Genomic DNA, 1,190 nt, shown 5'->3' on the forward strand with positions numbered 1-1,190 from the left:
AAAGGTGGCTTTACGGTCGACATCAACGGTATTCGTGCTTTCTTGCCAGGTTCTTTGGTCGATGTGCGACCGGTTCGTGATACCAGCTATCTTGAGGGCAAAGAGCTTGACTTCAAGGTCATCAAGCTGGATCAAAAGCGCAACAACGTTGTGGTCTCTCGCCGCGCTGTCATTGAAGAAGAAACGGCAGCAGATCGCGAAGCTTTCATTGCGACGCTTGAGGAAGGACAAATTGTTAAAGGCATCGTGAAAAATCTTACCGATTACGGTGCCTTTGTTGACTTGGGTGGCGTTGATGGCCTTCTGCACATTACTGATATGGCGTGGAAACGCGTCAAACACCCAAGCGAAGTGGTTCAAGTCGGTGATGAAATCGAAGTACGTGTGCTCAAGTTCGATCGTGAGCGCAACCGCGTATCGCTTGGCCTGAAACAAATTGGCGAAGATCCTTGGGTGGGTATTGAAGAGCGTTATCCTGAAGGCTCGCGTCTGAAAGGTCGTGTCACCAATATCACTGATTACGGCTGCTTTGTCGAAATTGAAGAAGGTGTTGAAGGTCTGGTACACGTCTCTGAAATGGACTGGACCAACAAAAATATCCATCCGAGCAAAGTGGTCAATGTGGATGACGAAGTCGAGGTGATGGTGTTGGATATTGATGGTGACCGCCGTCGTATCTCCCTCGGTATCAAACAGTGCAAGCCGAACCCATGGAACGAGTTTGCAGCGACGCACAAGAAAGGGGATAAAGTCAAAGGCACCATTAAGTCGATTACGGATTTTGGTGTGTTCATTGGTCTGCCAGGTGGCATTGATGGGCTTGTTCACCTTTCTGATCTGAGTTGGAATGAGCCGGGTGAAGTGGCCGTTCGTAACTATAAGAAAGGTCAAGAGGTGGAAGCAGTCGTGCTGTCGGTTGATCCTGAGCGCGAGCGTATTTCACTTGGCATCAAACAACTCGAAAGTGATCCTGTCTCTGACTATATCGCGACGCATCCGAAAGGTAGTGTCGTGACGGGCAAGGTCGTTGAAGTTGAACCGAAATTGGCCAAAGTTGAATTGGCTGAGGATGTCTATGGTCAACTTCGTGCTTCTGAAATCAGTGCAGAACGCGTTGAAGATGCGCGTACTAAGCTGAAAGAAGGCGATGAGATTGAAGCCAAGATAATTAACGTCGATCGCAAGAACCG

The 1,190-nt window shown here is 48.8% G+C and carries 1 protein-coding gene; it reads left to right on the forward strand.

Going from position 1 to position 1,190, the window contains the following annotated elements:
• Window positions 1-1,190 (forward strand): 30S ribosomal protein S1 (locus D6694_07765; GenBank protein RMH42615.1); only part of this gene is annotated, 1,190 nt, incomplete at both ends.

It is taken from the genome of Gammaproteobacteria bacterium (genome assembly GCA_003696665.1).
In the GTDB taxonomy this organism is placed as follows: domain Bacteria; phylum Pseudomonadota; class Gammaproteobacteria; order Enterobacterales.